The organism is Pandoraea sp. 64-18 (assembly GCF_001899225.1).
GTDB classification, from domain to species: domain Bacteria; phylum Pseudomonadota; class Gammaproteobacteria; order Burkholderiales; family Burkholderiaceae; genus Pandoraea; species Pandoraea cepalis.
In genome coordinates, this window is the sequence record NZ_MKVU01000020.1 from 57,039 (window position 1) to 83,204 (window position 26,166).

The 26,166-nt window shown below is 64.6% G+C and carries 18 protein-coding genes and 1 riboswitch; of the genes, 9 read left to right on the top strand and 9 right to left on the bottom strand.

What is annotated here, in order from left to right; all coding sequences use genetic code 11:
* The first annotated feature begins 4 nt into the window (after window positions 1-4).
* A complete protein-coding gene (locus BGP02_RS17360) occupies window positions 5-805 on the top strand; it encodes a glycosyltransferase family 2 protein (protein WP_017232850.1) in 801 nt (266 codons plus the stop codon).
* Window positions 806-821: 16 nt separating this feature from the next.
* Here the strand turns inward: BGP02_RS17360 and BGP02_RS17365 are convergent, their stop codons facing one another.
* Both BGP02_RS17365 and dnaE read right to left on the bottom strand, forming a co-directional pair.
* Window positions 822-1,673 (bottom strand): glycosyltransferase family 2 protein, encoded by an 852-nt coding sequence (locus BGP02_RS17365; protein ID WP_017232849.1) that lies wholly within the window; start codon window positions 1,671-1,673, stop codon window positions 822-824.
* Window positions 1,674-1,747: 74 nt separating this feature from the next.
* Window positions 1,748-5,341, bottom strand: coding sequence for a DNA polymerase III subunit alpha (gene dnaE / locus BGP02_RS17370; RefSeq protein ID WP_026131748.1), 3,594 nt, complete (start codon window positions 5,339-5,341; stop codon window positions 1,748-1,750).
* A 217-nt stretch (window positions 5,342-5,558) separates the two neighbouring features.
* Here dnaE and BGP02_RS17375 point away from each other — a divergent pair, with 217 nt between their 5' ends.
* Window positions 5,559-6,458 (top strand): sulfurtransferase, encoded by a 900-nt coding sequence (locus tag BGP02_RS17375; protein ID WP_051060100.1) that lies wholly within the window; start codon window positions 5,559-5,561, stop codon window positions 6,456-6,458.
* A gap of 8 nt (window positions 6,459-6,466) precedes the next feature.
* Window positions 6,467-7,417, top strand: coding sequence for a tRNA glutamyl-Q(34) synthetase GluQRS (gene gluQRS, locus BGP02_RS17380; RefSeq protein WP_286798913.1), 951 nt, complete (start codon window positions 6,467-6,469; stop codon window positions 7,415-7,417).
* 112 nt (window positions 7,418-7,529) lie between these two features.
* On the opposite strand, the gene BGP02_RS17385 is transcribed toward gluQRS, so the two are convergent.
* Complete coding sequence (locus tag BGP02_RS17385) at window positions 7,530-9,041, bottom strand: DEAD/DEAH box helicase (RefSeq protein WP_017232845.1); 1,512 nt, start codon at window positions 9,039-9,041, stop codon at window positions 7,530-7,532.
* A gap of 260 nt (window positions 9,042-9,301) precedes the next feature.
* Window positions 9,302-10,369, bottom strand: coding sequence for a bile acid:sodium symporter family protein (locus BGP02_RS17390; protein WP_017232844.1), 1,068 nt, complete (start codon window positions 10,367-10,369; stop codon window positions 9,302-9,304).
* A gap of 213 nt (window positions 10,370-10,582) precedes the next feature.
* Between BGP02_RS17390 and BGP02_RS17395 the strand changes: the two genes are divergently transcribed.
* The 3 genes from BGP02_RS17395 to wrbA all read left to right on the top strand — a co-directional run bounded on the left by BGP02_RS17395 (window position 10,583) and on the right by wrbA (window position 12,832).
* Window positions 10,583-11,545, top strand: a complete 963-nt coding sequence (locus tag BGP02_RS17395) for a LysR family transcriptional regulator (RefSeq protein ID WP_017232843.1) — start codon at window positions 10,583-10,585, stop codon at window positions 11,543-11,545.
* 239 nt (window positions 11,546-11,784) lie between these two features.
* On the top strand, window positions 11,785-12,078 hold the full coding sequence (locus BGP02_RS17400) for a hypothetical protein (RefSeq protein ID WP_017232842.1): 294 nt from the start codon (window positions 11,785-11,787) through the stop codon (window positions 12,076-12,078).
* 121 nt (window positions 12,079-12,199) lie between these two features.
* Entirely contained in the window at window positions 12,200-12,832 is a 633-nt protein-coding gene (wrbA, locus tag BGP02_RS17405; RefSeq protein WP_017232841.1) for an NAD(P)H:quinone oxidoreductase, read from the top strand.
* 73 nt (window positions 12,833-12,905) lie between these two features.
* Here the strand turns inward: wrbA and blaOXA are convergent, their stop codons facing one another.
* Complete coding sequence (gene blaOXA, locus BGP02_RS17410) at window positions 12,906-13,778, bottom strand: class D beta-lactamase (RefSeq protein WP_017232840.1); 873 nt, start codon at window positions 13,776-13,778, stop codon at window positions 12,906-12,908.
* A gap of 233 nt (window positions 13,779-14,011) precedes the next feature.
* Here blaOXA and BGP02_RS17415 point away from each other — a divergent pair, with 233 nt between their 5' ends.
* A complete protein-coding gene (locus BGP02_RS17415) occupies window positions 14,012-15,697 on the top strand; it encodes a hypothetical protein (protein ID WP_017232839.1) in 1,686 nt (561 codons plus the stop codon).
* A gap of 37 nt (window positions 15,698-15,734) precedes the next feature.
* On the opposite strand, the gene BGP02_RS17420 is transcribed toward BGP02_RS17415, so the two are convergent.
* Entirely contained in the window at window positions 15,735-16,190 is a 456-nt protein-coding gene (locus BGP02_RS17420) for a carboxymuconolactone decarboxylase family protein (RefSeq protein ID WP_017232838.1), read from the bottom strand.
* A gap of 392 nt (window positions 16,191-16,582) precedes the next feature.
* Window positions 16,583-16,681: riboswitch (TPP riboswitch) on the top strand.
* Between the two features lie 73 nt (window positions 16,682-16,754).
* Here BGP02_RS17420 and thiC point away from each other — a divergent pair.
* Window positions 16,755-18,671: a phosphomethylpyrimidine synthase ThiC gene (gene thiC, locus BGP02_RS17425; protein ID WP_017232837.1), complete on the top strand. Its 1,917-nt coding sequence runs from the start codon at window positions 16,755-16,757 to the stop codon at window positions 18,669-18,671.
* Window positions 18,672-18,810: 139 nt separating this feature from the next.
* Here the strand turns inward: thiC and BGP02_RS17430 are convergent, their stop codons facing one another.
* On the bottom strand, window positions 18,811-19,914 hold the full coding sequence (locus tag BGP02_RS17430) for a hypothetical protein (RefSeq protein WP_017232836.1): 1,104 nt from the start codon (window positions 19,912-19,914) through the stop codon (window positions 18,811-18,813).
* Between the two features lie 469 nt (window positions 19,915-20,383).
* On the opposite strand from BGP02_RS17430, the gene paeA reads away from it, so the two are divergent.
* Window positions 20,384-21,736, top strand: coding sequence for a polyamine export protein PaeA (paeA, locus tag BGP02_RS17435; RefSeq protein ID WP_286798914.1), 1,353 nt, complete (start codon window positions 20,384-20,386; stop codon window positions 21,734-21,736).
* Here paeA and recD read toward each other — a convergent pair.
* Both recD and BGP02_RS17445 read right to left on the bottom strand, forming a co-directional pair.
* The gene (gene recD / locus BGP02_RS17440; RefSeq protein ID WP_261938073.1) at window positions 21,693-23,831 is read right to left on the bottom strand and encodes an exodeoxyribonuclease V subunit alpha; all 2,139 of its coding nucleotides are present in this window, start codon (window positions 23,829-23,831) and stop codon (window positions 21,693-21,695) included. The two genes, paeA and recD, sit on opposite strands and share 44 nt — an antisense overlap.
* The coding region (locus BGP02_RS17445) for a 3'-5' exonuclease (protein ID WP_286798915.1) at window positions 23,828-26,166 on the bottom strand (2,339 nt) is incomplete at its 5' end. The genes BGP02_RS17445 and recD, both read right to left, overlap by 4 nt.

Consider the following 26,166-nt stretch of genomic DNA (forward strand, 5'->3'; position numbering starts at 1 on the left):
TGTCATGATTGAAGCTTCATCGCCTGCCACCTCGCTCGAATGTTCGCCGCGTCTGCCGCTCACGGTAACGATTCTCACGCGCAACGAGCGTCACAACATTGCCGATTGCATCACGTCGGTGCAGTCGTTGGCGTCGCAGATCGTCGTGCTCGATAACGCGAGCACGGACGGCACGACGGACATCGCTCGCGCCGCAGGCGCCGAGGTGCACGTCACCGCCGACTGGCCCGGCTTCGGCCCCCAGAAGAATCGCGCGCTGTCGCTTGCGACACAGCCCTGGGTGCTGTCACTCGACGCCGATGAACGCGTCACGCCAGAACTGGCGGCCGAGATTGCGGCGGCGATTGCCAGCAGTGACCGCGGCGGCTACGCGGGCTTCCGCATGCCTCGCCTGTCGCAGTTCCTCGGACACTGGGTGCGGCATTGCGGCTGGTACCCGGACTACGTGTTGCGACTGTTTCGGCGCGAGGCCGGACGCTTCTCCGACAATCTCGTGCACGAGCGGGTGATCGTCGACGGCGAGATCGGCACCCTTGCGCATCACCTGCTGCATTACAGCTATACCGAGGTTCGTCAGGTCGAAGACAAGGTTCAGCGGTATGCGCGCGCGGGGGCGACGGAGATGGCGTTGCGCGGCAAACGCGTCTCGCCGCTGAAACCTTGGATCAATGGCGGATGGGCGTTCGTGCGCACGTATTTACTGCGCAGAGGATTTCTCGACGGCGCCACGGGCGCCGCGATTGCGCGGATGAATGCCCGCAGCGCGTTTCTGAAGTACGCGCTGCTGCGGCGCGCAGACGCCTGACGCACCCTCGGCCCAATTACTTGGCGAGCGCCCGCTTCACACGCGAGCGGAACAATTCCCAGCGCAGCTTGCCGTCATTGACCGGCTCGGGCAGCCGTCCGTCGTTACCTGCCGGCACCGGCTTGCCACGGCGCAGGTAATAGCGGTCGAAAATGGACTGTGTCATGCCCCACTTGCGCAGAAACTGCGTGCGACCGTCGTTCTTCACCACCTTGCCCGTACTCTTGCACTGAAAGTGGTACACAAGGCTCGCGCCAACGCCAACGAAACGGCGTGCGCCCGCTGCCCACATCTTCATCGAGAAGTCATTGTCGCTGCTCATGCCAGGGCTAAGCTCGGTGCTGTAACCGCCGACGAGAAACCACCAATCGCGGTGCACGAGCGTCGGCGGCCAAGTGGCGCCGAACCAGTCCGGCTTGCGGTAGGTCGGCACGGCAGCGAGCAGCCCCGCCTCATCGAACGTATCGACGTCGCGGCCGAAGTCCTGCACAAGCACGCAGGGATTGCCGGTGTCGACCGGCTCGATCATAGTGCCCGAGAGCATGAAGGCCTTGTCGGGCATGGCTTCGGCACGCTCGATCAGCGCACGATCCCAGCCCGGGCAGCAATACATGTCGTCGTTCAGGTAGACGATGTACTTTTCACGGGCAAGCGCTGCCGCCTGATTCACGGCGTAGCAGATACCGATGTTGTCCGGCGACGCCGTATGCTCGATCCCCTCGGCCCGCACCCAGTCGAGCGAGCCGTCTGAGCCGTCGTTGATGTGGACGATGATCTGATGCGGATGACTCGAATTCTCGCGAATGCTGCGCACGCAAAGTTGCAGCAAGGCGAGATTGTTCCACGTCGGAACGATGATGGAGAACATCCGGATTTCCTTGTTGTATCGAAAGACGCACGGCATCTCGCGGCGTCATGCAACGCCGCACCGCCTCGCCTGCCTCAATAGATGATTTGCACCGAATCGGTCGTGAGCCACTGGCGAAGCTCGCCGAGCAATTCGTCGCCCGGCTGGACCTTCCAATCGTCACCCAGTCGCGACTCGCATTCGGCATCAGGACGGCGATACACGATGTGCACCGGCAAGCCGTTCTGCTTGTCGTTGTCGTCGTCATTGCGACGTCCGAAGGCACCGCTCCGGCCACCGCCACCGCCGCCTCCGCCGCCGTTGAAGCCGCCGCCGCCCCCACGGGAACCGCCGCCCGCGCCTGCCATTGCCGCGACGCGGTACATCGTGCAGTGCGGTTGCAGCGTGGCGCGCAGGCGCGTCCAATCGGCATTGCCGTTGAACGACAACTTGAGCGCACGCGCGAAACGCGCCCGCGCACGGCCGAGATCCATCAAGCTCTCCACGGTGAAGCGCAGGCCGCCGGTGAAGCTGTCCGGGCGTGCGTTGCCCTGCACGATGAGTAGTTCGTCTTCCTTGAAGAGGTGCTTGTTCGCTTCGAACTGCTCGTTGAAGATCGTGACTTCGAGCGTTGCCGTGCCGTCGTCGAGCTGTACGATCAGCATCTTGCCGCGCTGGGTCATCATCGTGCGCATGCTGGCAATCACGCCGGCGACCAGCCTGTCGCGGCCCTCTGTCAGGTCTCGAATGCGGGTCCGGACGAAGCGCCGCACTTCCTCGGCGTAGGAATCGAACATGTGGCCCGACAGATAGAAGCCGAGCGCCTGCTTCTCTTCCTGCAACTTGCGCTTGTCGGTCCAGGCCGGCTCGTCGGCCAGCTCGAGCGGCGCCTGCAGGCTTTCGTCACCAAGATCGAACAGGCTGACCTGATTGGCCGCCGCACTCGCCTGCTCCGCGGCTTCCATCGCCAACGGCACCGACGCCATCAACTGCGCACGATTGGCATGAATGCTGTCGAAGGCACCGGCACGAATGAGCGCTTCGATCGTGCGACGGTTCACCACACGACGATCGATGCGGGCGCAGAAGTCAAACAGATCGGTGAACGGTTTCCCTTCGCGCGCCCGCAGAATTTCCTCGATGGCCGACTGACCGCTCCCCTTGATCGCGCCCAGGCCGTAACGCACCGTCTTCGCGTCGGCCGGCTCGAATCGATAGGCGGAGACGTTCACATCCGGGGGCAGCACGCCCAGGCCATTGGCGCTGGTCAGGCAGTCTTCGTAGAGAATCTTGACCTTGTCCGTGTCGTCCATGGCCAAGCTCATATTGGCGGCCATGAATTCGGCGGGATGGTGTGCTTTCAGCCACGCGGTGTAATAGGCCAGCAGTGCGTACGCCGCGGCGTGCGACTTGTTGAAACCGTAGCCCGCGAATTTCTCCATCAAGTCGAAGATCTCGTCCGACTTTTCGCGTGTGAGGCCGTTCGCCGCCGCACCCTGCGCGAAAATCTCGCGGTGCTGAGCCATCTCCTCAGCCTTCTTCTTGCCCATAGCGCGACGCAACAAATCGGCGCCACCTAGCGAGTAGCCGCCGATGATCTGCGCCATCTGCATCACCTGCTCCTGGTAGACCATGATGCCGTAGGTCTCCTGGAGCACCGGCTCGACGCGCGGGTCCGGGTACTCTACCTTCTCGCGGCCGTGCTTACGGGCGCAGAAGCTCGGGATCAGGTCCATCGGGCCCGGACGATACAACGCCACCAGCGCGATAATGTCCTCGAACCGGTCCGGCTGGGCGTCCTTCAACATGCCCTGCATGCCGCGGCTTTCCAGCTGGAACACCGCCACCGTATTGGCTTTCTTCAGGATGCTGAAGGCGGCCGGATCTGTGAGCGAAACCTGGTCGAGCGACCAGTCCGCCATCTCCGGATGCAGCCGCTTGATGTAGCGCTCGGCCCAATTCAGGATCGTCAGCGTGGTCAGACCCAAAAAGTCGAACTTCACCAAGCCGACGGCTTCCACGTCGTCCTTGTCGTACTGGCTCACCACGCCGCTGGCATCTTCGCCGCTGCCCTGCGTGTACAGGGGACAGAAATCCGTCAGCTTGCCCGGTGCGATCAACACGCCGCCCGCGTGCATGCCGACGTTACGCGTGAGGCCTTCAACGCGCTGCGCCAGCTCGATCAACTGCTTGACTTCGTCCTCGGTCTGGAAGCGCTCGGCAAGTTGCGGCTCTTCTTTGAGCGCGTCGTCGATGGTGACGTGCTTGCCCGGCTTGAACGGAATCAGCTTGGAGATACCGTCGACGAAGTTGTAGCCCAGATCGAGCACGCGGCCAACGTCGCGCACCGCCGCCTTCGCGGCCATCGAGCCGAACGTTGCGATCTGCGAGACGGCGTCGGCGCCGTATTTGTCCTTCACATACTGAATGACGCGATCGCGCCCGTCCTGACAGAAGTCGATGTCGAAGTCGGGCATCGAAACGCGTTCCGGATTCAGGAAGCGCTCGAACAGCAGGTTGTACTTGAGCGGGTCGAGGTCGGTGATGCCCAGCGCATAAGCCACGAGCGAACCCGCCCCCGACCCGCGCCCCGGCCCTACCGGGACACCATTGTTCTTCGCCCACTGGATAAAGTCCGCCACGATCAGGAAGTAGCCGGGGAAGCCCATCTTGATGATCGTGCCGGTCTCGAAGTCGAGCCGCTTGTAATACTCGGGACGCTGCGCGTCGCGCTCGGCCTCGTCGGGGAACAGTTGGGCGAGACGCGTCTCCAGCCCTTCCTTGGACAGGTGCACGAGATAGTCGTCGAGCGACATGCCGTCCGGCGTGGGGAACAGCGGCAGCTTCGGCTTGCCGAGCTCGAGTGTCACGTTGCAGCGCTTGGCAATCTCGACGGTATTCGCCACTGCAGAGGGCACGTCTTCAAACGCGGCGATCATGTCGTCCTGCGTGCGGAAACTCTGATCCTGCGTGAACCGCCGCACACGGCGCGCGTTGCCCAGCATCTCGCCTTCGGAAATACACACGCGCGCCTCGTGCGCGGTGAAGTCGTCCGACGTCATGAACTGAATCGGATGCGTGGCAACGACCGGCAGGCCCGCTTTCGCCGCCAGCTGCACCGCCTGCTGCACGTACATCTCCATGCCCGCCTGGCCGGTGCGCTGCAACTCGATATAAAACGCCCCGGGGAAAACGCTCGCCCAGTGCTGCGCGCATTGCAGCGCCTGCTCGGGGTTGCCGGCCGCCAGCGCCGCACCGACATCGCCCATCTGGGCCCCGGAGAGTGCCAGCAGACCGCGCGCCAGACCGTCGGCCTGGAGCCATGACGATTCGATCTCCGCCCGCCCGCGCCACTGGTTGCCGAGCCACGCCTTGGAGAGCAACTGGCACAGGTTCAGATAGCCCTCTCTGTCGCGTGCGAGCAGCAACAGCCGCGACGGCTTGTCGCGGTCGACCGGATTCGTGATCCAGGCATCGCAGCCAATGATCGGCTTGACGCCCTTGCCGCGGGCTTCCTTGTAAAAACGGATGGCGCCGAACATGTTCGCGAGGTCGGTCAGCGCGAGCGCGCCCTGACCATCCTTGGCGGCGGCCTTGACGACGTCGTCGAGCCGCACGATGCCATCGGCGATCGAGTATTCGGAATGGAGACGGAGGTGGACGAAGCGAGGTTCTGACATGGGCCGTATTGTAACGCGCCGCCCCCGGATACAGCGCCCCGCGTCGCGAAACGTCCCACTTTGGCGCGCTTTTCGGATGAGACCGGGCGGGCACTCGGAATTCCTCCCCGCCGTGACCGGGATGCTGTCCGATTCGGCGAAATCCGGGGTGAAATCAAAGTGCGTTCGCGCCGAATCGGCGATAATGGCGCTTTATTGCTTCACGCTTTTGCGAAATCCCGTTGCCATGTCTATCGTCAACATCGCTGCGTACAAGTTCGTCACGCTCGACGACATCGCGACCCTCCGTCCCGCCCTGCAGGCACGCTGCCAGGCGCTCGACCTGAAGGGCACCATCCTGCTCGCGCCGGAGGGCATCAACCTGTTTCTGGCCGGCTCGCGCGAAGCCGTCGACGCCTTCCTCGCCGAACTGCGCGCCGACGCCCGGTTCGCCGATCTGGCCGTCAAGGAAAGTCTCTCCGAGGCGCAGCCGTTCCGCCGGATGCTGGTGCGCCCGAAGAAAGAGATCATCACGATGAAAATGCCGGTCATCAAGCCGGCGGACGGCCGGGCGCCCGGCATCGATCCGGTCACGCTCAAGCGCTGGCTCGACGCCGGCCAGGACGATGAAGGCCGCCCGGTGGTAATGCTCGACACGCGCAACGACTTCGAAGTCGATGTCGGTACGTTCGACAACGCCGTCGACTATCGTCTGACCAAATTCTCGGAATTCCCCGACGTCGTTGCCGCTCACCGCGATGACTTCGAAGGCAAGACCATCGTGTCGTTCTGCACCGGTGGCATTCGGTGCGAAAAGGCCGCGATCTACATGCGCGACATCGGCCTCGAGCATACGTATCAGCTCGACGGCGGCATTCTCAAATACTTCGAGGACGTTGGCGGCGCGCACTATCAAGGCGACTGCTTCGTGTTCGATTACCGTACGGCGCTCACGCCAGACCTCACGCCGTCGACGACCCAGCAGTGCTTCGCCTGTCGCGCCGTGGTCACCGCCGAGGATCAGCGCAGCCCGGCTTACGTCGAAGGCGAGCATTGTCCTGCGTGTGTGGGCAGCCGCACGGCGGCCAACACGCTTGAGAAGGCCATCACTGCCGCCCCGTCAGCGCCATCTGCCCCGTCTGCCTGAGCGCGCCGGTGGCTCACGCCCGCCCGCACGACGCCGCGCCGCCCGCCAGCCCTGATGCGTGCTACCGGGGTACGCGTTACCGGGGCCGCTTCGCGCCCTCCCCGACTGGGCCGCTGCACCGTGGCTCGCTCGTCACCGCCCTGGCCAGTTGGCTTGATGCCCGCGCGCACGACGGCGTCTGGATCGTCCGTATGGAAGATCTTGACGAACCGCGGTGTGAGCCGGGGGCGGCCGACGCCATTCTCGCGACGCTGACGCGTCTGGGCCTGCATTCGGACGAGCCGGTCGTCTGGCAAAGTCAGCGACACGCGCAGTATGAACAGGCGCTCGCCTCGCTCATCGCGCGCGGCCTCGTTTACCCCTGTGGCTGCACGCGACGCGAAATCGCCGATTCGCTCACCCGCGTGCACGCGCGCCACCGCACGCTCGCGTATCCGGGCACGTGCCGCCACGGCCTTCACGGCAAAACACCTCGCGCCTGGCGCTTGCGAGTCCCGGACGGCGAGGCCGCTCGCATCCGTTTCGAGGATCGCTGGATGGGCCCGCAGACGCAGGATCTGGCGACCGAGGTCGGCGACTTCGTGCTCAAACGTGCCGACGGCCAATGGGCCTATCAGTTGGCCGTGGTCGTCGACGATCAGACACAAGGCATGACCGATATCGTGCGCGGCGCGGATTTGCTGGATTCGACGGCGCGCCAGATCTATCTGCAGGCGTGTCTCGATGCCCCCACGCCACGCTATCTGCACGTACCGTTGGTCATGGCCGACGACGGTGAAAAGCTGAGCAAACAGAATGGCGCGGCCCCGCTTGTCCTCGACACGGCAAACGCGACGCTCTGCGCGCTCAAGGACGCCGCGGCACATCTCGGATTACCGGCGACGCTCACCCACGTCTCCCATCGTGAAGACTTCTACGCCGCAGCGATACAGGCTTGGCGGGCTCAGCACAGGCAATGAAGCCCGCACCTGCCTTCGTTACCGTTCCCCAACATGAAAAAAGCCAGCGCAACTACGCTGGCTTTTCAACTTCAACACGCATCTTCAATGCGCGCCGCCATCCATCATCGACTCAGTGGCTCGCCTTGCGCGGGAAGCCGGCAAGCAACGCCGCCACCTGACGCTTCGGCGCCTTGTCAGGCAACCCACCAAACGACGTCGGCACAGCGGACTCCTGCGACGAACGAGCATCATGCTGCGGCTCACTCGCCGACGGCGACGGCTCGTACGGCTTGTAGAAGAACTCGTCTTCCGGACGAACACGGCGCGGTGCGGCACTGCCGCCGCTACGGCTGGCCCGCAGGCCGTCGTGGCGACTGTGGCGCTCGCTACGGTCACTACGCTCACCGCGCTCACTACGGTCACCGCGATCGCCGCGGTCAACAACGCGCTCGCTGCGGTCGTCGCGCGACCGGCTACGACGCTCCAGCACCAACTCTCCACGCTTGAGTTCGTGCTTGATCAGCTTTTCGATTTCCACGATTTGCTTGCGTTCGTCGGGGGCGCACAGCGAGATTGCCTCACCCGACGCACCCGCGCGGCCCGTGCGACCGATACGGTGCACATAGTCTTCCGGGTTGTACGGCAGATCGTAGTTGATCACGCCCGGCAGATCCGAGATGTCCAGCCCGCGCGCTGCAACGTCGGTGGCCACAAGCGCCTGAATACCGCCTTGCTTGAACGCTTCGAGCGCTTGCATACGCTCGTTCTGCGACTTGTCGCCGTGAATCGCGGCCGTTACGATGCCCTCGCGCTCCAACTGGCGCGCCAGTCGGCTCGCACCGACCTTGCTGTTGACGAACACGATGACCTGCTTGAGATCGCGCTCCTTCAGAATCTGCACCACGGCGGCGCGCTTGTCGTCTTCATCCACTTGATAGACAACCTGCTCGACATTGTCGGCCGTGGCATTGCGGCGGGCGACTTCGATCGTGAGCGGATTCGTGAGATAGCTCGACGCGAGTTTTTTGATCTCGTTCGAGAACGTGGCCGAAAACAGAAGCGTCTGGCGCTGCTTCGGCAGCAAATTCAGAATGCGCTGAAGGTCAGGCAGGAAGCCCATGTCCAGCATGCGGTCGGCCTCGTCGAGCACGAGCATCTTCACCTGGCTCAGATTCACCGTCTTTTGTTCGACGTGATCGAGCAAGCGACCTGGCGTGGCGATCAGTATCTCAACGCCGCGTCGCAACGCATCCTTCTGCGGATTCATGTCGACGCCGCCGAACACCACCGTATTGCGCAACGGCGTGTGCCCCGCGTAGGCGCGCACGTTCTCGGCAACCTGATCGGCAAGTTCGCGCGTCGGCGTAAGAATCAGCGCACGCACCGGGTGACGGGCAGGCGATGCACTCGTGTTGGCTTCGGGCAGCAAGCGCTGGATGATCGGCAGCGAAAAGCTGGCGGTCTTGCCCGTTCCCGTTTGCGCGGCGCCCATGACGTCACGTCCGGACAGCACCACCGGGATGGCCTGCGCCTGGATCGGCGTCGGCTGGGTGTAGCCCTGCTCGGCGATGGCCCGCAAGATGTCCGCATGCAGCCCAAAGCTATCGAAGCCGGGGGTCGGAACAGCATTTACATCAGCCATGGTGGAGGGACATCTCTTTTAAAAAACGGGGGCCGCCACGCGGAAGGATTCCGCATCAAAGCTCACTCGCGAAGATTCAAGGGGCGCTGCGCGCCATGCTCGGGGCTGGCGCGAGAGGGGCCTGTCGAGGGACAGATGCGTCGGGCGCCGCCGGACCAGGGAGGTCATGAAGAAGCAAAACAAGCGCAATTCTAGCACTTGCGCACGACCAACGTGTGACAGTCGCCGTTGACGGGCTGTGTTCTGCCCGGATTCCGCGCTCAGCGGCCCGCGCCGGCGTTGGCGCTATTGTCGGGCTTGCCGTCACGCAAGGCCGGCTTCGCCGCGCCCGCCTTGATCGTCCTGCCCGCCTGGGCCGCGCGCTGGCGATTGGCGTAGCGCTGCGCGAGTACGGCGCACACCATCAGCTGCATCTGGTGAAACAGCATCAGCGGCAACACGATGGCGCCGAGCGGCCCGGTCGCAAACAGCACCTTTGCCATCGGAATACCGCTCGCAAGGCTCTTCTTCGATCCGCAGAAGACAATAGTGATCTCGTCCTCGCGGGAGAACCCGAGCCAGCGGGCGGAATAGGTGGTGAAGGCGAGCATGATCGCCAGAATCACCGCGCAGCAACCCAGCAGGCCGAGCAACGCCAGCGGCGAAACCTGGTGCCACAAGCCCGTGTTCACCGCTTCGCTGAACGCCGTGTAGACCACCAGCAGAATCGAGCCCTGATCGACGATCTTGAGCAATCCGCGATTGCGCTCGACCCACTTGCCGATGGCCTTGCGCGACACTTGCCCCGCGATGAATGGCGCGAGCAGTTGCAACATGATGTTGCCGATGGAGGCGAACGGCGACGCGCCGTTCGCACCGTTGTGATGGATGACCACCAGGCCGACGAGCACTGGCGTGATGAATATACCGAACAGGCTCGACGCCGACGCGCTGCACACCGCCGCCGGTACATTGCCCCGGGCGATCGAGGTGAATGCGATGGCGGACTGCACCGTTGCCGGCAGCGTACACAGAAAGAGGATGCCCAGATACAGATCCGGCGTCACCATCCACGAGAGCATCGGCTTGAGCGCCAGGCCGACGATCGGGAAGACGGCGAACGTGCTGGCGAACACCAGCAGGTGCAGACGCCAGTGCGTCGCACCGGCGAGCACCGCCTCGCGCGAGAGCTTGGCGCCGTGCAGGAAGAACAGGGCGGCAATCGCCACGTTGGTGAGCAGGTTGAAAGCGACTCGCCCTTCGCCGTGCGCTGGCAGGAAGCTGGCAAGCGCGACAGTCGCCACAAGCATCAGCGTGAAATTGTCGGGAAGGTAACGCGGTCTGGCCATCGTCGATCTCGAATCCGTCGGAAAAGACAAAGCCCGTCCGCCAGCACACAGGACGCGACGGCGCGGCGGCCGCCAGCGATCGTCGGTCAGCCGATCGACAAACGATCGAGGATGACCGGAAGTGTGCGCTCGCGATACGGGTTTTTACGTATTAGAGCGCAAGGGCAGTTAAAATACAAATTCATTTAAAAAAATTATTCATACCAAACACGCATGAATATTTCGCTGCGCCAGCTCAAAGTGTTCCTCGCAGTGGCCAACCACGGGAGTTTCAGCCGTGCCGGCGAGGACATCGGCCTGACCCAGCCTGCCGTCAGCCGATGTATCCGTGAATTGGAGCAAGAACTCGGACTCAAGTTGGTGGACCGGACCACGCGGGAGGTCACCCTGACCGAAGTGGGCGCTAGCCTCTCGGCAACGCTCGCCCGGGTGCTCGACGAGCTGGAGAGTGCCCTGCGCGACACCCATGGTTTGGCCGAAGAGCGGCGAGGCCGGGTACGTGTCGCCAGCGCGCCCACGATTTCCGCCAATCTGATGCCCGAATGCATCTCCGCCTGTGCGGCCCGCTACCCGGACATCACGCTCTTGCTGCGCGATCAGGTGCAGACGCTCGCGAGCGACAGCGTGCGACACGGTGAAGTGGATTTCGGCGTCATCGTCGCGTCGGAAGGAACCGAGGATCTGGTCGGCGAGCCCATCATGGTGGAACCGTTTCTCGTCGTGTGCGACCGCTCACATCGTTTTGCGACACAGACACAGGTGACGTGGGAGGAACTCAACGGCGAAAAGCTCGTACTGCTCGACTACGCGTCGGGTAGCCGACCGCTGATCGACCGGGCGTTGGCCGAACATGGCGCCTATTGCCAGGTGGCGCAGGAAGTCGGGCATGCGATCACGGTCTTCCGAATGATCGAAGCGGGCATCGGCATCAGCATCATGCCGGCTCTGGCACTTCCCGCGATGCCGGGACTACCGGCGCATGGGGACCGCCTTGTCGCCCTGCCGCTCGTGCCGCAACTCGACCGCACCATCATGCTCGTGCGCCGCAAGAACCGCACGCTCTCGCCCGCCGCACAGTCGGTCTGGGCATTGATCCAGGAAATCACGGCCAAGACGTCGCACGCGCTGACTGCCCCGCCGGGAAAACGTGGGGAGGCACACGACAGCCCAACCTGACCCTGACATGATGGGAGATGCGACATGATGTCGAAATTTCGAGCAGAATTGCGCGAACTTCGGTGAAATTTTCTCTTGTCCCACCGCACGCCAGCACCACTATGTAAGTGAGTGCCTGCTACAATTATCGAGCGTCGACTCCTACAAAGCGCATGACTGTGCCATCGGGCGTTTGCCCCGCCATCGTGCCTCGACGACATGCCCGCGCCCTGCGGGCATTATGTTTCCGGTATGGCGTCATGGACTTGTTCATCAAATACTTCAGTCCGCTGTGGCTCTTCCACGCGGCGGCCGATCTGTCATTCTGGCAACGGCATCAACTCGACGCGCGCATGCATGTCATCAGTCGCTTCATGTGGCGATATGTGATGCGTTGGTGTGTCGTGAGCGCCATGTTGCTCGTGCCGGCCGCAGTCATGGCGCATGGCATGGCGGCCACTGGGCTCGCGCTGGCGGGCGGGGTATCGGCGAGCGTGACCGTGCTCATCGCGGCACTCGCGCTCGGTTGCCTCATCGGTGCGCGCCTGCGTTAAGCGCGGCTGGCCCCCAACGAATTCGGTGTTTCGTCCCGAGCGTCGACTATCATGGAACGGCTCGCCTCGCGCGGCGAATTGCCCGTGACGCCGGCCTCTCTCGACCCCTAAGGAGATTCACATGGCCAACGCCAAGATCCTGGTGGTGTTCTACAGCATGTTCGGGCATATCCACACGATGGCCGAAGCTGTCGCCGACGGCGCACGCAGCGTCGCCGGCACCGATGTCACCGTCATGCAAGTCCCTGAGCTGGTACCCGACGAAGTGCTCGAAAAGAGCGGCGCGAAAGCGGCGCGCGCCGCCTTCGCGAACGTGCCCGTCGCCCGCGTCGACCAACTGGCCGACTACGACGCGATCCTGTTCGGCACCCCGACTCGCTTCGGCAACATGACCGCACAGATGCGCAACTTCCTGGATCAGACCGGTGGCCTATGGGCCAAGGGCGCGCTCGTCGGCAAGGTCGGCAGCGTGTTCGCCAGCACAGGCACGCAGCATGGCGGACAGGAAACGACGATCACGAGCTTTCACACCACGCTGCTCCACCACGGCATGGTCATCGTCGGCGTGCCCTACACCGAGCCTGGCCTCACCAACATGGGCGAAATCACCGGCGGCACGCCTTACGGGGCGACCACGCTCGCCGCGGCCGATGGGTCTCGCAAACCCAGCGAGAACGAGTTGAAGATCGCGAGGACGCAAGGCCGTCACGTGGCGGAAATCGCGTCCGCACTTAAGCACGGACGCGCGCTGTAGCCCGCTTTCGTCGAGCGGCGCGCCGCCGGTTGGCTTACGCACCGCGCGAGGCTTACCACGGCGCCCGCCGTCCTCAGATCAGCTTCAGATCCTGCAACACGGCCCGCACGATGCGCGCGCGCTTCGGCGCATCCGCGGCCCCCGCCATATCGATGTGCAGCGCCACGCTCGTGATATTGCCTTCGCGCTCGATCCAGCCGACCCACCAGCCGATATTGGGCGTCTTCTCGTCGAACCAGCCCGTCTTGGCGTGCAGCACATAGTCCGGCGTGGCTTCGACAATCGAGATCTGACGCACGATGTCCTGCGTGTGCGCCGAAAACGGCAGTGTGCCGCGTGCGAGCCGTTGCAAGAAGTCGACCTGTTCGCGGGCCGAGATCCGCAGGCTGTCGTCGACCCAGTAGGCGTCGGCGGCGCGGCCGATGGTGCGATTGCCGTAACCGGTTTCGTCCAGCATTGCCTGCGCGTATTCACGCGCGATCTTGTGCGAGACGACCTGATAGCACGGCAGACACGACACCCGGAACGCACTGCGCAGATCCATCGCGGCATTCCAGGCCTTCACCTGACGCGGCTTGCCATCCCAGGGAATGATCTCGCGCTCGTTCTCGAGCGCGCCCGACTCCAGCGCGAGCAGACTGTTGAAGACCTTGTAAGTTGATGCGGGCGATACCCGTCGCTCGGCACGCGCGGTATCGAACGCCTGATACGTTCGCGTGTGACCGTCGAGCACGATGATCGTGCCCTTCACCCCTTCCGCCGCGAAACGTTCGCCCCAGTCGGCACGCTCGATAATGCGCACCGGTGCCGCCTGCGTCGATGCCTTGGTTTCCTCTGCCTGTGCCGGCGGGGTGAACAAAGTCGCCGAGACGAGTGCGGCAGCCGCAGCCGCAGCCGCCGGTAGGGCAACAACACCGCGTCCCCAGCGAGAGATCTTCATTTTCATTTCGTTATCCTGATTTAAATTCGTGCCATCGGGGTGGCAGGAAGAACGTCGGTGGCGCCGGCCAGGCGCCCGCTTCCGGGAGCGTTTGCAGCATAGTCTGCGTTTCGGCAGGCACAAAGCAACGCTACCGTAACCGTCGTAACCGCCGTATCATCGGTGCACCCCATTCGTAGATTCCGTCGCGTGTGCGGCCGTCGTCCGTGGCCCGACGCCACTCGACTCGCCTCGACGCCATGTCCGACACCCCTCCCTCGCGCAGCACAACGCCCGTCACGTCGGCCTCCGCCACGGGCGCACCTACGCTCGTCGTCCGCCTCGACGCCCCCCAGCACATCGACGGCCAACCGGTGCGATATCAGAGCCTCTGGTTGTTGATGCGGGTCTACTATGCGGCGCATTACGAGATGTCGTCGGTCTCGCTTGCCTCGTTGAAGATCCGGTTCAGTCAAGCCGGCGCGGCGGGCGATCTGCGTATGCTGGTCAGCCGCGCGTTCTCCGACTTTGCACGTTGGGGCGTTGCCGTGGGCTGGGGCGACGATGTACTCGCCGATGCGCGTCTGCTGCCGACGCGCGGACGGGGCAAAGGGCCATTCTGGCTCGCCCGCGATGAGATGTCGCGCATCGCCGTGACGATCGAGGACTCGACGCCCGCCGACCCGCGTCGCGCGATCGCCTCGTTTCTCGGGCTTGCACAGGATGCGGCGTCGGATACCCCATCGCCGGCGCTCGATTACGTCATGCAGGACATTGCGTTCTGGCATCACCTGACGCTGGGCAAGCGCGATATGCAGGATGGCGTGTTCTTCGCGCCGCCCCAAGCGCCATCGCAGAGCGAGGTACGCCGCCAGCCGCGCACCGGCGCGATTCCATCGTTTCATGCAGCGCAGGTGTGTGCCGTGGACGACGTGCAACGCGGCATCGCCCTGCTTGCCGAGACGATCGCCTGGCGTCGCATGGGCGACGCGGCACGCACGAATCGAACGCTGGCAACGCTCGCCGCGACCTTTGGCGCGAACCCGCCGGGCTCGCCCACGTTGCGCGCCATGCACTGGATCGTGCAGGCTTGGCAAGCCTACGGGTCACGCGACGAGGCCGGCGCGTTCGCCCACCTGCAACGCATCGCCGACGATGCCTCGCTCGCCCCCTGTCTCGTCTATAACCCGCGCATTCGCTTCGAGAGCCGCAACCTGCAGGCGTTGCTGCACAAGTCGCACGCCGCGCGCGGCGGCCCGATGCCCGCGCGGGAGCAGTCGGCGGCGAACGCGCTGGCCGCCTTTTCCGACGCCCTGCAAGCCGCGTTCGAAGCCGACTCCATTGAACTCGCGCAGCATGTCGCGGCCAACATCGGGCTGTCGTTGTGGCTGTTTTGGCAAGGCGCGCTCATCGATCCCGGCCGACGGCTCGCCGCCACGGACGTTCAGCGGCAGGCGCTGCGCTGGATCGGACTCTCGGAGTGGATCTGCGACCGGTTCGGTGTCGGTGGCAATTCCGTCTGGAACACAGTCTTCCTGTTACGCATTGCGCGCGGTGCCGTGCCGGCGCGGCGCGACCCCGATCTGGCGACGCTGCGCGCGAGCACGCCGTTGACTGTCGACGCCTTTCTCGACGCCGTGCAGCCATTCGGCGCGCCCTTCTCGCGGGCGAAGGGTTTCCAGCGCTGGACCGATGTCCTGGCGACGACGCTCGCCGACCATGAAGAGGGACGCGTCTGCTTCGAGCCGTTGCAGCTGGCCAACTTGTGGTTCGAGATGTTGTGGTTCGCGCTGCACCAGGACGGCGACTCGCCGCAGGCGGTGCATGCCGCCCAGTCGCTGGGCCGCGTGCTGCCACTCCTGCCCCCGCCCGACCGGCGGTTCTTCCGCGACGCGTTACGGCTGATGCCGCGCGAGTTTCAGCGCGAAGTGCGCCTGGCGCAGTAGCGATGGCGTCAGGACGTACGTGGCGCCGGGCCTGCCCTCACCGCACGCCGTGCGGCGTCTTGGGCAGCGGCGCGCGAAACGCGATCGCCATACGGTTCCACGCATTGATGGTGGCGACGGCGAACGTCAGATCGGCGATCTGCTTGTCGTCGTAATGCGCACGCAGCTCGGCGAACAGGGGGTCCGGCACATGCCCGTCCTGGACGTTGGTGACGGCTTCCGTCCATGCCAGCGCCGCACGCTCGGCCGGCGAGTACAGCTCGGTTTCACGCCAGGCGTCGAGCAAATGCAGACGGCGCGGTTCGATGCCCGTTTTCAGGGCGTCGACCACGTGCATGTCGATGCAGAATGCGCAGCCGTTGAGTTGCGAGGCTCGCAGCCAAACCAGCTCGACCAGGCCGCCCGGCAGGCCGCAGTCATGGAAATACTGGCTCAGCACGCTCATTTGTTCGTAGGGGCGCGGCGCGGCCTTGATGTAGTTCAGTCGTAGCATGAATCGATTCTCCGTTCCGTTCAATTCCGTTCAGAATAGGCTTCACCCACCGGTGGCATGCCGTTGTCACGCTTGCCATGCCTCCACGCCTTCGACGATACGCAGCTCTTGTCGCCCCCGGAAGGGCCAAGACCGGCGAAAATTGTCAGGCCAAAGTGAGCCAAGCCGCACATCCGGGAATGCGGTGCCCAAGGCGCCGGCCGGTGACATCGCACTACGACTGGCGCGCACGCTCGGTGACGTCAGCGCGCGCGCCCTCGCCTGACGCCGCCGCCCAACCAGCGTTTGCGTCCGCCCGCATGTGTTATGCCGCATCGCAGCATTGGCCGTTCACGTTTTTCGGGACGTATCGTGCTTGTGTTTGCCGGGCATGTCAGTGTATTGTTGCCGCAAAGCTAGCGCAGGGGTCCTGCAACGTGAGTTGTGGGTGAGAAATACCCTTAGAACCTGATCTGGATAATGCCAGCGCAGGGAGCGTAGAAATTCCTCGCCCCCGTTCATGCTCCTGAGCCGCTTTTCGCCGAAATTGTCGGCGTCAACACGTGCCCCGCCAGGAGACATTGCATGAACGCCAATCCGAAGTTCCTCTCAGCCAATGCGCGCGTGGATGAAGCCGCGATCGCACCGCTGCCGAATTCCCGCAAGATCTACGTCGAAGGCTCGCGCCCCGACCTCCGTGTCCCGATGCGCGAAATCTCGCAAGCCGACACGCCGACAAGCTTTGGCGGTGAAAAGAATCCGCCGATCTTCGTATACGACACCTCCGGTCCGTACACCGATCCGGACGCCCAGATCGACATCCGCTCCGGCCTGCCCGCCCTGCGCGCGGCATGGATCGAGGAGCGCGGCGACACCGAAGCGCTGCCGGGCATGACGTCCGCCTACGGCCGCGAGCGCGCCGCCGACGACGCCACCGCCGAGCTGCGTTTCCCGGGCCTGCATCGCACGCCTCGCCGCGCCAAGGCCGGCAAGAACGTGACGCAGATGCACTACGCGCGTCAGGGCATCATCACGCCCGAGATGGAATACATCGCCATTCGCGAAAACCTGCGCCGTCAGGAATACATCGAGAGCGTGCGCAACGCCGGCCCGCAGGGCGAGCGTCTGGCCAAGCTGCTCTCGCGCCAGCATCCGGGTCAGCATTTCGGCGCGAGCCTCCCCGCCGAAATCACGCCGGAATTCGTGCGCAGCGAAATCGCACGCGGTCGCGCCATCATCCCGAACAACATCAACCACCCGGAATCGGAGCCGATGATCATCGGCCGCAACTTCCTCGTGAAGATCAACGCGAACATCGGCAACTCGGCCGTGACCTCGTCGATCGGCGAGGAAGTGGACAAGATGACGTGGGCGATCCGCTGGGGCGGCGACACGGTGATGGATCTGTCGACCGGCAAGCACATCCACGAGACGCGTGAATGGATCCTGCGCAACAGCCCGGTACCCATCGGCACGGTGCCGATCTATCAGGCGCTCGAGAAGGTGAATGGCAAGGCCGAAGACCTGACGTGGGAAATGTTCCGCGACACGCTCATCGAGCAGGCCGAGCAAGGCGTCGACTACTTCACGATTCACGCCGGCGTGCGCCTCGCGTACGTACCGATGACCGCCAACCGCATGACTGGCATCGTGAGCCGCGGCGGCTCGATCATGGCCAAGTGGTGCCTCGCGCACCATAAGGAAAGCTTCCTGTACACGCACTTCGAAGAGATCTGCGAAATCATGAAGGCCTATGACGTCGCGTTCTCGCTGGGCGACGGCCTGCGTCCGGGCTCGATCTATGACGCCAACGACGAAGCACAACTCTCGGAGCTGAAGACGCTGGGTGAGTTGACACAGATCGCGTGGAAGCACGACGTGCAGGTGATGATCGAAGGCCCGGGCCACGTGCCGATGCAGCTCATCAAGGAGAACATGGATCTCCAGCTCGAGTACTGCGACGAAGCCCCGTTCTACACGCTCGGACCGCTGACGACGGACATCGCCCCCGGCTACGACCACATTACGTCGGGCATCGGGGCGGCGACCATCGGCTGGTACGGCACCGCCATGCTGTGCTACGTCACGCCGAAGGAACACCTCGGTTTGCCGAACAAGGACGACGTGAAGGAAGGCATCATCACGTACAAGCTCGCCGCGCACGCCGCCGATCTCGCCAAGGGCCACCCCGGCGCGCAGATTCGCGACAATGCGTTGTCGAAGGCGCGTTTCGAGTTCCGTTGGGAAGACCAGTTCAATCTGGGTCTCGATCCGGACAAGGCGCGCGAATTCCACGACGAAACGCTGCCGAAGGACTCCGCCAAGGTTGCCCACTTCTGCTCGATGTGCGGACCGCACTTCTGCTCGATGAAGATCACGCAGGACGTGCGCGATTACGCCGCCAAGCAAGGCATTTCCGACGAAGCGGCGCTCAAGCAGGGCATGGAAGTCAAGGCCGTGGAGTTCGTCAAGAACGGCGCCGAGATCTATCGTCGTACCTGACGATACGCACGCGGCGGCGAGGGTTTCGCCTCGCGCCGTCGCACGGTTGCCCGTCGTCAACGATGGCCGCTAACGCGCCCGGGTCAAACCGGGCGCGTTTTATCATGGATGACGCCTGGCCATCAGGCGGCGAACGCGCTTAGCCGTGCGCAGACGGGTCGATCGTGGTGCTGGCCGGAACCGTCGGCACACCGCGCATCGTCAGTTGATTGCGCAGGCGCTGCGTCGCGATATGCGGCGGCCGCGACGACAGCGTCGTCGCCAGTGCCGTGAAGGCCTTCGTGTTCGTCGCGGGCAGCGCCGCCGCGTTCATCACCTCCGTGTGACGAAGCGCCCAGTGGCGCTCGCCCAGTTGCTCTACCCCGAGGGCGAGTTTGATCCACTCGTCCGTGCCCAGTCCGACGGACGGCGGCAGATCGGCGCGCACCATGGCCTGATGCATCGGCAAGCCGTCGGCGAACCCCACGCGAAGCATCCATTCGGTGCTCTCGCGCGACGGCAGGACCCGCGATCCCTGGTGCAGCCGATCGTTCACTTTCCCGATGAACGTGGCGGGCGACTCCAGTTCCTCGCACGCCTTCGACCACTCCTTTCTCCCTGCCAGCGCCGGCTTGCCCGTCCATCGGCGCGCGGTATCCGCGACGATCGTCGCCACGTTGTCGCGACGGGTATCGAACGCCACCGTTCCGTTGCGACCGCCCGTGCCGAGCAGCGAGCCGCTCACAATCTCCCGGCAGATCTGTGCCCGCTCGCTGCGCCCGTCTGGCATGACCACAGGATGATTGCGACCGTCCGGCGATACGCCTCGTGTGCCGGTGTCCTGCGCACTGGCGCACACATGAAGCGTTTGCACGGCGGAAGCGCTCAGGACCGGTTGCGCGCCACGCGTTGCACCATTCGCGGGAACGTCGAGCGCAAGTGCGGCCAGTTCGCCGCTGTCAATGCCGCCCCCCTCGGGTATGAACCGTCCGGCAGCGACTTCGCCCGACGCCTCGATTTCCGCCGATGCGCCCAGGAAATCGCTGCCGAAGGCCTTGTCCATGCCGCGGGATACTGGCACGGCACGCACCGCGCTCGCGGTCCAAGGGTGCGTCAGGCTGTCGGCGCGAGCGTTGGCGATGCGCACCAGCGGAATGCCGGCGGCGTTGGCGAGCCCTGCTCCTGGCGTCAGCGCAATGGGGGCTGCTGCCGCAACGTTGCCCAACCCCGGCGAATAGTGGAATGCCTGGATGCCGTTCATCATCGTGAGATCCTCAGTAGGGAGATACGTGGCCGGTCGCCACGGCCTCGACAAGGTGTCGCGGCGAAGTTCACGATGCCCGAGGCGGCGTGCGCCCATTGTCGGTTCTGAACACGGTGTCGCGCAGCTCGCGCAAGCCACCGTCCGAAAGTAGACAGCGGCGCCCCAGCGCTCGCCCAATCGTTGGGGCATGGGTGTCGGCAAGCCCCGAACTTATGGCATGCTATCGGACAGCGGCACAGCCTACGCGGCTGACGCGGCCCGCAAAAATGGCGTCGGCGGCATTTTTGGCTCGCAGACGACACCGCACCGGGTACGCGCCTTCCGCGCACCCGCCTGAAGGCATCTCAAAATGACGGCCCGCCGGGCTTGTTTTGAAATGTCTCCCTGCCCACCGGACCCGCTCCCTTGCTCATCGGTCCGGCCAGCGTTGCGGCTGTGTACCCGCCTTCGCATTTACAGGGATGACAACATGAGTGGTTACGGCTTTCTTTTCAGTATCTTCGTGCTGGTTCTGGCCAGCGCATTCTTCTCCGCCGCCGAAATCTCGTTGACCGCCGCCAAGCGCACCAAGCTGCACGTGCTCATGGAAAAGGGAAACCCGCAGGCAATCAAGGTGCTCGCCCTCAAGGGGCAGCCAGGCAATTTCTTCACCGTTGTGCAGATCGGCGTGAACGCGGTCGCCGTGCTCGGCGGCGTGCTTGGCGAGAGTTTCCTGACCGGCTATCTGTTCGCGTGGCTCTCGCCGCTCACCGATCAGGCGCTGGCGTTGCGCCTGGCAGGCATTGGCTCGTTCCTGTTCATCACGATCGCTTTCATTCAGTTCGCCGACCTGATTCCCAAGCGTCTCGCAATGGTCAACCCCGAGCGCGTTGCCATGGGCATCATTGATCCGATGTTGCTGTGCCTGAAGGTGCTTCGGCCCCTCGTCTACCTCTTCAACGGCGTGGCGAACCTGTTTCTGCGTCTGTTCAAGCTGCCGACGCATGCCATCGAGAACATTACGTCCGAAGATGTCGCGGCGATGGTCGGCGCGGGCGCGCAAGCCGGCGTGGTGCGCAAGCATGAACTCCATTTGATCGAGAACGTTTTCGAGCTGGAATCGCGCACCGTCGGCTCGGTCATGACCTTTCGCGACGACGTGGTGTACTTCACCATCGCCGAGGACGAGCGCAGTATTCGCGAAAAGATCATCCAAAGCCCGCATTCGAAGTATCTCGTGTGCCGGGACGAAATCGACAACGTGCTCGGCTACGTCGACTCGAAGGATTTGCTCCAGCGCATTGCGAGCGAAGACCTGTCGAGCGTGATTCGCAATCTCGACCGCCTGTATGCGAAGAAGCTGCTGGTGATCCCCGACACCCTGAATCTTTCGGAAGCGCTGGCCCGCTTCAAGGAAACCCGCGAAGGCTTTGCCGTCATCATCAACGAATACGGTCTGGTGGTCGGTGTGGTGACGCTCAACGACATTGTGGGCGCGCTCATGGGCAACGTGATTCACCCGGCGGACGAAGATCAGATCGTGCAGCGCGACGAGCACTCATGGCTCGTGGACGGTGTCACGTCCGTCGAAGACGTGAAGAAAGCACTCGATATCGACGAGCTTCCTGGTGAAGGCGAGTTCGAGACCATTGCGGGATTCATGATCTATCAGCTCAAGCGCATTCCGAAGAAATCGGAAGCCACCGAGGCCGCGGGCTACAAGTTCGAAGTGGTCGACATCGACAACTACAAGATCGACCAGTTGCTCGTCACGCGGCTGGGCTCGGTGGCCGAGGCTGCTATCGCGGCAGCGGCGGCGCAGGCACCGAAGGAGGCATCGTAGCCAGCACCTCCATCAACCGGTCGGTCAAGCCGCCGTCGCGCTGCGTGGGCCGCGCGATGGCCGACGCGACGACCTGCCACGGCGCGTAAAGCCATACCTGACGGCGCGCTCGCGTCACCCCCGTATAGATCAGCTCCCTCGACAGCACTCGGCTCGCCTGTTCTGGCAGCACCATCGCCACGCGTTCGAATTCCGATCCCTGCGACTTGTGGATCGTCATGGCAAATGCGGTCTCGTGCGCCGGCAGACTGGCCGGGGAATAAAGGCGGTATCCCCCATCCGGCGTGGCAAACGCGACACGTAGTGTGCCGGACGGCCCGAGCGGCAACGCGATGCCAATGTCGCCGTTGAACAGGTTCAGCGCGTATTCGTTCTGCGTGACCAACACTGGGCGCCCGGCAAACCAGGCGCCCCCGCCAGCCCCGAGCGCCATACCGGCTCGACGCCCGAGTACCGCCGTCAGTTGCGCGCCGAGCAACTCGACGCCGCGTCGCCCGCCACGTGTCGCGCACAGCACGCGAAACTGACCGAACGCCGCAAATACCGGCTGCGCGACCATGGCGACATCGGCGGCGGTTACCGTCGCCGGATCGCCCAGTTGCTCGATCGTCGCGACCGCTTCGGCCAGCGCGGCGAGATAGGCCGAATACCCGTCCGCCAGCGCGTGCAGACTGGCGGGCGACAACTGCACGCCGCCGTCCTCACTGAACATCACGCGGTCGGCGTCGCTTGCCGCTGGTGCTGAAGTCGAACCGATGCCGGCGAACGCCCCGTCGTCCGCAAGGGTGCAGGCCTTGCGCGCCTCAATCACTTTGCCCGACTTGATGGCGGTTGCAAGGCGACCAATCGCAGAATTCTCTCCAAAGCGATAAGTTCGCTCCAACCAGACGACGGTGTCTTCCAGCCCTTGCGACACTCGGGCGCTTCCTGCGGCCGCATCCGGCGCGCCGTTCCCTACGACGGCCGCCAACGGTCCCGACCGGGGCAGCGCATCGACGGGCCATTCGAGCGCGGACAATAATCGCCTACGCATGTCCGGTGAGAACCTGCGGTGCGCGCTCAACTCTCCGAAGACGGCCCCCGCTTCAACCGCCGCCAACTGATCCTTGTCGCCCAACAGGATCAGGCGGGCGCTTTCCGGCACGGCTTCGAGCAATTGTGTCGCCATCGACAGATCGATCATCGACGCCTCGTCCACGACGATCAGATCGTAGGGCAGCGGGTTGGCCGCGTGATGTCGAAAACGCCGCCCCGCTTGCTCGGCCGACTCCGGCAAGACACCCAGCAGGCGATGCAACGTGACCGCCGCCTCGGGCAATGCCCTGCGCACCGTTTCCGGGAGATCCCGACGGGCCGTCAACGCCTCCTGCATGCGCTGCGCCGCCTTCCCCGTGGGCGCGGCCAGCGCCACGCGCAGGTTGGCGTCTCGCTCGAGAAGACAGGCGAGCAAGCCCACCACGGTGGTCGTCTTGCCGGTGCCGGGACCGCCGCTGAGCACAACCAACGAGCGTTGCAGCGCCAGCGCCGCCGCCGCCATCTGCCAGTTCGGTTCCTGCTGCCCGTCGGACGACACAAGCGCGCCTTCGCCAAAGTAACGATGCAGACGAGCGCGATCCGCCGCGGTGACCGGTGTGCGTTCGGTCAGCGACAACTTACGTCCGAGCGCCGTCGCCAACCGCGCCTCATAGCTGTAATAACGTGCGAGATAGAGGCGATCGTGGTCGTCGAGCAAAAGCGGGAAGGCGTCGGCCTGGACGTCGTCGGTGCGCGCCAGCGCCAAGCTGGCGGGGGCACACAAGCCGCTGGCAAAGAGTGCCTCGCGCCAGACGGACAAGGCGGGGGCGTCACCCGGAAACAGTTCGCCGCTGGCTTGCCCGTCGAGCAGGTTATCGAGCGGCACGCAGACGTGCCCCTCGGCCGTGGCGAGGCTCACCGCGAGGGCGGCACGCCACACATAGCGGCACGTCGGCTCGTCCGCCCCGTGACCGCGCGCGAGCAGTGCCATTCGACGCGCGAACCCCTGCGCCAATCGCACCACGCCGCTGTCGGCCAACGGTGCCCCGGCCACGTCCCCCCGATCTCGTCGATCGCTCATGCGCCCTCCCGGTCGGCAGCGCCCGCGTCGTCACCTTGAACGTCCGGCGACAACGCTTGCGCCAGCGCAGCGTTGTCGCCCGAGGCGAAGAGCCGATCGAGCGCGTCGACCATCTCACGCGACGGCTTGTCGAAGAAGACACCCGGCACATCGTCACCGGCCAGATGCGCACGCGCCCAGTCGGGCCGAACGCCCCGGACAAACAAGTAGAGGCTGCCGCCCATATCGCGGTCGTATCGGTAGTCGGGTAATCGGCGTTGCAAGTAGCGATGCAACGCCAATGTGTAGAGGAGGTATTGGAGGTGATAGCCGTGCTCGGCCATCGCTTCGCGCAGGCCGTCGGCGCCGTAGTTTTCCGGGGCAGTGCCGAGGTAGTTCGACTTCCAGTCGAGGATCCACCACTGGCCGCCGTGCCGGAACACCAGATCGATGAACCCCTTGAGGTAGCCGCGCAGCACCGTGGCGTCGAGCGGCAAGTCCGGGTAACCGAACTGGCGCAACACGCCGCGCAGCGCCTCGAGCGACACGGCATCGGCCGGATACGTGAATTCCATTTCGGTGAGCCGTTCGGTCATCGCCACGTCAGCCAGTTGCATACCCGGTCGCAACGGTGTAGCGAGCGTATCGGCCAGCATGCTCATCATCATGGCGCGCCACGTATCGTTGTGCTCGGCTCCGCGCCCGGGCGGTCGTTCGCGCAAGGCTCTAGCGACCGCATGTGGCCATTGCGCGCGCGCCTGAAAATCAGCCAGTTCGAACACACGGTGCAAACTCTCGCCGGCCGCCGGTCCGCGCGGAAAACGAAGAATGTCATCGGCGGGCGGCCAGGCATCGTCCCCCTCCGGCGGCAGGGCGAACGTCGGCCCGGCATTGGCCTGCGCGTCGTAATCGGGACGCGTACGCTCCGGCGCACTGAGTTGACCGCCGCCCAGTTGCGGACCGGCGTGCATCCCCGCCAACAGCCCCGAGAAGCTCCCGATCCGCCAGACTTCGCGCAACGCGCGAGCACTCGCGCGCGGGGTGAGTTGCGGCGCCGCGTCGTGGACGACACGCATGTCGGCATCCAACGCATCGCCCATTGGCAACGGCACCACCGCCAGTGGGCCACCGACCAGCGCCTTCCATGCCGACCGGATCGTGGCCACCCGCTCGTCGGTATCGAGCGTCGGCGAAACCCACGTATCGAACGTATTGCCTTGCCCTGCCGCGAGCCAGTTGAGCATGCCGCCGCACGCTTCCTTCACGCTGCGTCGCGACGCATAAATGCCGGCCGCCAGGTAGCAACGGTAGACCGCGCGCGTCAGCGCTACGTATAGCAGTCGTGCCTGCTCTGCCGATTGCTCCTGCCGCAGCGCGGCGGCGGCGGGCGACCCCTTGCCCGCCGCATCGGTGAAGTCGATGACGGCCGTGGAACCATCGTGATACTCGAGTCCGTCGAGACGCCCACCGTCGCGCACTGCGCCGTCCCAAAGAAACGGACAGAACACCACGCCATACTCAAGCCCCTTCGACTTGTGAACGGTCACGATCTGCACCAGATTCTGATCCGACTCGAGACGCAACTGCGCGTCTTCACCGCCGCTCGCATTGCGCTGCGAGGCCAGCCAGCGCAGCAGCGCCGGCATGCCGGGCTGCTCGGCCCAGCGGGCCTGTGCAAGCTCTGCCAAGTGCATGAAGTTCGTCAGACGCCGCTCGCCGCCGGCCTGAGCGACCAGACGTGCCGCGAGGCCCAACTCGCGCATCAACGTGCGCCACATCGCCGAGAAGCCGCGGTCGATCCATAACTGACGATAGCGTTGTAGTCGCTCGATCCACGCGATCGCCTCGGCATCGGAGGCTTCGCTGGTCTGCATGCGATACAACGCCGTGGCATCGAGCCCGAACAGCTCGGTCGCCAGCGCAGCGCGCAGCGCCCGCACGTCGCCGGGAGACTCCACTGCACGCAACACCCGCAACAGCGTTTGTGCCTCGTCACTGGCAAACACCGAGTCCTGCGTCAGCTCCACGCTGCCCACCGCGTGCTCGGCAAGCATCGATTTCATCAGCGCGCCCTGCCGGTGCGTCTGCACGATCACGGCAATATCGCCCGGCGCGAGCGGTCGCTCGCCCACGCGCACGTCACCGCGCGCCGCGCCCGCGAGCAAGCGCGCCACCTCGGCCGCCGTCGCCCGCGCACACGCCTGCTGCGCGTCGTCCTTCGACAGCGGCTCGTCATCGTCCGGAAGCCACCAGACAGTGAAGTCGGCCACTTCGCGAGCGTCGGTGAACGGCGCTCGCTGCCGCGCCCCCGGGCGCACCGGCGGGTACTCGAGCCCGTCGAGCACGAACGCCCGGT